The organism is Nocardia tenerifensis NBRC 101015 (genome assembly GCF_000308715.1).
Classification (GTDB): domain Bacteria; phylum Actinomycetota; class Actinomycetes; order Mycobacteriales; family Mycobacteriaceae; genus Nocardia; species Nocardia tenerifensis.
In genome coordinates this window covers 1-5,808 of record NZ_BAGH01000188.1, presented here as the reverse complement: position 1 = coordinate 5,808, position 5,808 = coordinate 1, and the positions used below count along the sequence as shown (strand labels likewise).

The following is a 5,808-nucleotide window of genomic DNA, read 5'->3' as shown; positions in this document are numbered from 1 at the left end:
AGCACCGACGACAACCGCTGAGTCAACCACCGCTCGACCCCCTTCGCGGGCACCGCGACCACCTCCGCCGCGAACGGGTCGGGCAGCGGCGTGGCCAGCAGCCCGGCGAGTCCGTCCGCCAGTATGTCGGCGCGCTCGGCCCGGTGGATGTGCAGCGGCATCTGCGCCTCTCGGTCGGTGGCGGGCGGGAGCGGCGCGCGGTCGGCGAACCGAGCGGTTCGCGGCGCGGCGGTAGCCCGGGTGCGCGGACTCGGGCATGCGCCCCGCGCGCATCCCCCGGCCGGACGCGTCGGGCTTCGTGCACGTTTATACGCCAGTCACTCCCCGGCCACCCGACCACCCCGAAACAGTTCCGAACGGACTGTTTCGCGTTACCCCTGTGACTGGAGTGAAATGAACCACATAAGAACACATTCCTACGCCGTGTCCGCTCGGTTCCGAGCGCTCGATGTGCGACAGTGCTCAACCGGGGAGGACGAGAGAGCTGCACCGAAAGGCTGGTTCGCGTTCATGATTGCGATGGTGATTCCCCTGGTTCCGCGAGGCGGGTTCACAGTCCGCCGCGTAGGAGATCGCTGGGAGCTCGTCAACTCGCGAGGCTACGGCCGCACCGTCGTCCTACACTCCTGGCCGCGCGATCAGCACACCGAGGCATTCGAGCACTGCTACCGGCTCAACGGGCGCACGGTAGAGGAACTGCAGGCCGCGTTCCGCTGATCGGGCTGCGGGCGAAAGACACTGCGGGCGAAAAGCCCTGCGACACAAGCGCGCAACACGCCTAGCACACGCCGGTTCCGAGCTCAAGACGTGCGTCGGACGCGCCGATGTGCGATTGTGGTCCCTCGTGCGTCAACCCTCGCCCGCCACCCGGTCCGTTCCCCGCGTGGCCGCCTCCGCCTGTGTCCTCGCCGCCGCTGCGATCCTCATTCCCAGCGCGCCCACCCTGCTGCCGAACGCGGCCGCCGTGCCCCTAGCGCATACCAGCGGGTGCCTGGCCGGTTTCGACTGCGATATGAGCAATCGGATCACCCAGGTCGACCAGTACCTGTCCGGCCGCCCCGGCGTCACCGGTTACGTTGTGCGCGACCGGGTCTCCGGCGGCGTCTACGCGAATGCCAACGCGGAGAACGCGGTCTGGACCGCGTCGACGATCAAGCTGGCCATCGCCGAGGACCTGCTGAACCGGGCCAGGATCGGCGCGATCACCCTGACCCCGGAAGACCGCGGGGCGATGGAGCTGATGCTCGCCACGTCCAACGACCAGGCGGCCGACCGGCTCTGGATGAAGTACGGCGGGCTCGACCGGATGGCGTTCAACAACGCCTTCCGCGCCAACGGCATGAACACGCTCGTGCCGCAGCCGACCACCACCGCGCTGTTCCCGGACTGGTCGTTCCAGAAGTGCACCGCCGCCGACCTGGACCGGTTGATGGACAACATCCTCACCCGCATGCACCCCGACGACCGCGCCTACCTGCTCGACCGCATGCGCGCGGTCGACAGCAACCAGCACTGGGGCGTGTGGGGCGCGGGCCAGCAGATGCGGCCCGGTCTGAAGAACGGCTGGTCCGACGAGCAGGGCGGCTGGGTGGTCAACTCGGTCGGCTTCGCAGGACCCGGCGAGCGCTACACCCTGGCCATCATGACCTCGCTCGGCGAGGGCGGCGTCTTCACCGACGGCGCGGAGACCGACACCAAGGTCGCCGAGATGCTGTTCGCGGGGCGCTGACCAGCGGCGAATCCGCTACGCACACACCGGGTTCACGCGGAGCGCCGACGCAGCAGCATCGGCGCTCCGTCCCTCGGGAACGGAATCGAGGTGTAGCCCCAGGGCATTCGATAGGTCTGCGGAATCTGCCACGCGTACGCACGCACCAGCGCGGCGATGACCGTCTTCACCTCGAACGTGCCGAAGTGCATGCCGATGCACTTGTGCGCGCCCGCCCCGAACGGCAGCCACGCCAGCCGATGCGACTTGTCTTCGCGCCGGGTCTCGCCGAACCGCTCGGGATCGAACACCTCCGGTCGCGTCCACAGCTCCGGTAGCAGGTGATTGACCTGGTAGGCGAGGTCGATTGGGGTGCCCGCCGGAATGTAGTGGCCCGCGATCTCGGTGTCGCGCACCGCGCGTCGCGACAGTCCCGGCACCGGCGGCATCAACCGCAGGCTCTCCTTGACCACCAGATCCAGATCGCGCAGCCCCTCGAGATCGGCGATCGCCGGTGCGGCGCCGTCGTTCTCGGCGTCGAGCGCGAGCACCTCGGCGCGCACCCGCTCCTGCCACTCCGGATGTTTGCCGAGGTAGTAGGCGACGGCCGTGGCGGTCGTCGTGGTGGTGTCGTGCGCGGCCATGATCAGAAAGATCATGTGGTTCACCACATCCGCGTCGCCGAACACCCCGCCGTCCTCGCTGCGCGCGTGGCACAGGCCGGAGAAGAAGTCGGGCGTCTCGGTGCGCCGCTTCTCCGGCAGCATCGCGGTGAAATACTCCTCGAGCACCCGCCGGCCGCGCAGCCCCGAGCGCCAGTTGCCGCCGGGCACCGGGTGCCGGATGATCGCGAGGCCCGCGTGGGTGCAGTCGACGAAGGCCTCGATCAGCTGGGTGCGCCGCGCGCCGACGTCGACGCCCATGAACGTCTCGCCCGCGATGTCGAGGGTCAGCTCCTTGACGGTCGGGTACAGCCGCACCGTCCGTTCGGCCTTGCCGCCCTGCGGAATCCAGCGTTCGACGCTCTCGCGCACCACCGGGGTCAGCGCGGCGAGATGCGCCTCGAGGCGTTCCCTGGTGAACGCCTGCTGCATGATCCTGCGGTGGAATTTGTGCTCATCGAACTCGAGCAGCAGCAGGCCGCGCCGGAAGAACGGGCCGATGAAGTAGTCCCAGCCCTGGCCGAAGTCGCGGCGACGGCGGCCGAGCACCTCGTCGAGTGCCTCGGGGCCGCCGACGAGCACCCGGTCGACGCCGAGCGAGGTACTGAACGAGACCGGTCCGTATTTGCGGTAGCGCCCCACCATCTCCGCCGGACCCCAGCGCATGTACTGCAGGGCTCGCCCCAGATACGGGAGCCCCGCGTCGCCGTGCACCGGTGCGGTGTCGCTGCCCCGCGGGGGCGTCGCGAGGACACGGTGCCGCTCGGGGAGCAGATCCAGGGTGCGGTCGAGCAGATGATCGTGCGGTATGTCGATCAGGGCGGTGTTCTCGGATTCGGCGCGCGCGCTGGGGTTTCGACCGACTGCACGGTCCCCGGCGACCATCGCGAACCTCCCTCGACGACATCTTCGATCGTATTCTCTTCGGCCTTCTCTTTTGTCCGGTTCGCCACAACCGGCCCCGGCCGGGCGCGTCTTCGCCTCGGGCGGTGAGGGCGATCGGGCGGGCCCCGATATCACGACGCAACACACCCGGAACAGGACGTCGTCGCGACGGCCGAGATCACGCCGACTACGGTTGGGACCGACAACAACCGTTCACGGGGACCGAACGCCCCGGGTCTGTCGAGGAGCAGGACGATGAGCACAGCATCGGGCAGCGATCCCTTGGGGGGCGGTGGCCAGGTGACGGGTGAGCCAGCATCGCGCAGCGATTCCTTGGGGGGCGGTGGCCGGGTGACGGGCGGGCCAGCATCGCGCAGCGATTCCTTGGGGAGCGGTAGTCACGCGATCGAGAAGCGTCGTCACCAGGTGGTGGTGATCGGCTCCGGCTTCGGCGGCCTCTTCGGCACCAAGCACCTCAAGCGCGCCGACGTCGACATCACGTTGATCTCCAAGACCACGTCGCACCTGTTCCAGCCGCTGCTGTACCAGGTCGCCACCGGCATTCTCTCGGTCGGCGAGATCGCGCCGGCCACCCGGCTCGTGCTGCGCAAGCAGAAGAACGCGCAGGTGCTGCTCGGCGACGTCATCGACATCGACCTCGAGGCGAAGACGGTCACCTCCCGGCTGCTCAACTCGAACACGGTCACCCCGTTCGACAGCCTGATCGTGGCCACCGGCGCGCAGCAGTCGTACTTCGGCAACGACCAGTTCGCCACCTACGCCCCCGGCATGAAGACCATCGACGACGCGCTCGAACTACGCGGCCGCATTCTCGGCTCGTTCGAGGGTGCGGAGCTGGCCACCAGTCAGGAGATGCGGGACCGGCTGCTCACGTTCGTCGTCGTCGGCGCCGGGCCGACCGGCGTCGAATTGGCCGGGCAGATCGCCGAACTCGCCGATCGCACGCTCGAGGGCACCTTCCACAACATCGATCCGCGCGACGCGCGCGTCGTGCTGCTCGAGGGCGCGGGCGCGGTGCTCGGGCCGATGGGGCCGAAGCTCGGCAACAAGGCCAAGCGCAGGCTGGAGAAGATGGGCGTGGAGATTCAGCTCAACGCCATGGTCACCGATATCGACGCGCTCGGCGTCACGGTCAAGGACGCCGACGGGACCATCCGCCGCATCGAGTCCTCGTGCAAGGTGTGGTCGGCCGGTGTGCAGGCCAGCCCGCTGGGCAAGATGCTCGCCGAGCGCTCCGACGGGACCGAGGTGGACCGCGCCGGACGCGTCGTCGTCGAGCCGGACCTGACCATCAAGGGCCACCCGAACGTCTTCGTCGTCGGCGATCTCATGTCGGTGCCCGGCGTGCCGGGGCAGGCGCAGGGCGCGATTCAAGGCGCGACCTATGCCGCCAAGGCCATCAAGGCCGGCCTGCACGGGCAGCAGCCGCAGGAGCGAAAGCCGTTCAAGTACTTCAACAAGGGCAGCATGGCGACCGTGTCGCGGTTCAACGCCGTGTGCCAGGTCGGCAAGCTGGAGTTCAGCGGGTTCATCGCGTGGCTGGCCTGGCTGGCGCTGCACCTGTACTACCTGATCGGCTACCGCAGCCGGATCGTCACCGTCATCCAGTGGTTCGTCACGTTCCTCGGTCGCAGCCGGGGGCAGATGGCCGCCACCGAGCAGTGGGTGTTCGCCAGGCTCGCGCTCGAACAGGTCAACTCCGACGAGGAGGAGGCCGACGAGCTCGCGGCCGCGCTGGGCGCGCCGCCGGCGGAGCGGGGCAAGCTCGCCGAGAAGGCGAAGGCCGCCGTCGACGGCAGGCTCGGCTGAGCCACACCTGAACAACGCCGAGGGCCGACCTTCACGCTGAAGGCCGGCCCTCGGTCGTTTCACAACTTGCCCGTAGCTATCCATCGGCAATGCAGACGCCGCCATGTCGTCCGAAATGTCACCCATCCAGCCGCCGAGTAGATCCGAATGCCGGACGTCGAAAGTGACATCTCTTCTGACCTGACGAAAGGCGATCTACCTATGGGCACAGGCAAGCACAGAGCCCCCAACCCGCAGCGCCAAAAGGTGGGCTCGATGGTCGCGGCAGGTGCGGTACCGCTGGTCCTCGCACTTGTCGGCACCGGCACCGCCAATGCCGAGCCTGCACAACCCAGCGCGGCGGCACAGACCGACCAGCCGGCGCAGTGGCCCGCGGCCGAACCGCCGAACGCGATGCCGTACGAGGGGCTCGACATCCCGGACAACACCAAGAGCTCGCTGCAGTGGTCGCGGCCGATGCCGGACAAGAAGTACCTGGCGCCGGTCGGCGTGCTGCACGCACCCGTCCCGGTGGCGCCGGTGCCGCCGATCGCGCCGCCGCCCGGCAAGTTCCGCTTCGGCGACGTGCAGGTCGACGCGCCGGACTGGATCAATCCCGAGCAGGCGATCCAGATCAACGACAACTCGGCCATGGTCGAGGCCAACCTGGCGACCTACCTCGACTCGATCGGGATGGAACGCAGCAGGTCCGACCGGATCGCCGGGCAGACCGTCGGCACGGCC

Annotated in this window: 6 protein-coding genes; 4 read left to right on the top strand and 2 right to left on the bottom strand. The window is 68.7% G+C overall.

Annotated features, from left to right (window positions below; translation table 11 throughout):
* A partial coding sequence (locus ON39_RS51440) for an exodeoxyribonuclease V subunit gamma (protein ID WP_157195476.1) occupies positions 1–161 on the bottom strand: 161 nt, incomplete at its 3' end.
* A 358-nt stretch (positions 162–519) separates the two neighbouring features.
* Between ON39_RS51440 and ON39_RS15535 the strand changes: the two genes are divergently transcribed.
* Positions 520–717 carry a hypothetical protein gene (locus tag ON39_RS15535; RefSeq protein WP_246003102.1) on the top strand — a complete coding sequence of 66 codons (198 nt, stop codon included), beginning with the start codon at positions 520–522 and terminating at the stop codon, positions 715–717.
* 166 nt (positions 718–883) lie between these two features.
* A complete protein-coding gene (locus tag ON39_RS15530) occupies positions 884–1,729 on the top strand; it encodes a serine hydrolase (protein ID WP_083894471.1) in 846 nt (281 codons plus the stop codon).
* A gap of 32 nt (positions 1,730–1,761) precedes the next feature.
* Here ON39_RS15530 and ON39_RS15525 read toward each other — a convergent pair whose 3' ends face one another.
* Positions 1,762–3,255, bottom strand: coding sequence for a cytochrome P450 (locus ON39_RS15525; RefSeq protein ID WP_040734769.1), 1,494 nt, complete (start codon positions 3,253–3,255; stop codon positions 1,762–1,764).
* 384 nt (positions 3,256–3,639) lie between these two features.
* Between ON39_RS15525 and ON39_RS15520 the strand changes: the two genes are divergently transcribed.
* Together ON39_RS15520 and ON39_RS15515 are read left to right on the top strand one after the other, a co-directional pair.
* Positions 3,640–5,085, top strand: coding sequence for an NAD(P)/FAD-dependent oxidoreductase (locus ON39_RS15520; protein WP_174412528.1), 1,446 nt, complete (start codon positions 3,640–3,642; stop codon positions 5,083–5,085).
* 255 nt (positions 5,086–5,340) lie between these two features.
* Positions 5,341–5,808, top strand: a 468-nt coding sequence (locus ON39_RS15515) for a hypothetical protein (RefSeq protein ID WP_040734772.1), incomplete at its 3' end; no start/stop codon positions are given.

Bases quoted from the DNA above. Each gene is read 5' to 3' on its own strand.
- ON39_RS15535 (WP_246003102.1), top strand. From the start codon at position 520: ATGGTGATTCCCCTGGTTCCGCGAGGCGGGTTCACAGTCCGCCGCGTA.
- ON39_RS15525 (WP_040734769.1), bottom strand. From the start codon at position 3,255: ATGGTCGCCGGGGACCGTGCAGTCGGTCGAAACCCCAGCGCGCGCGCC.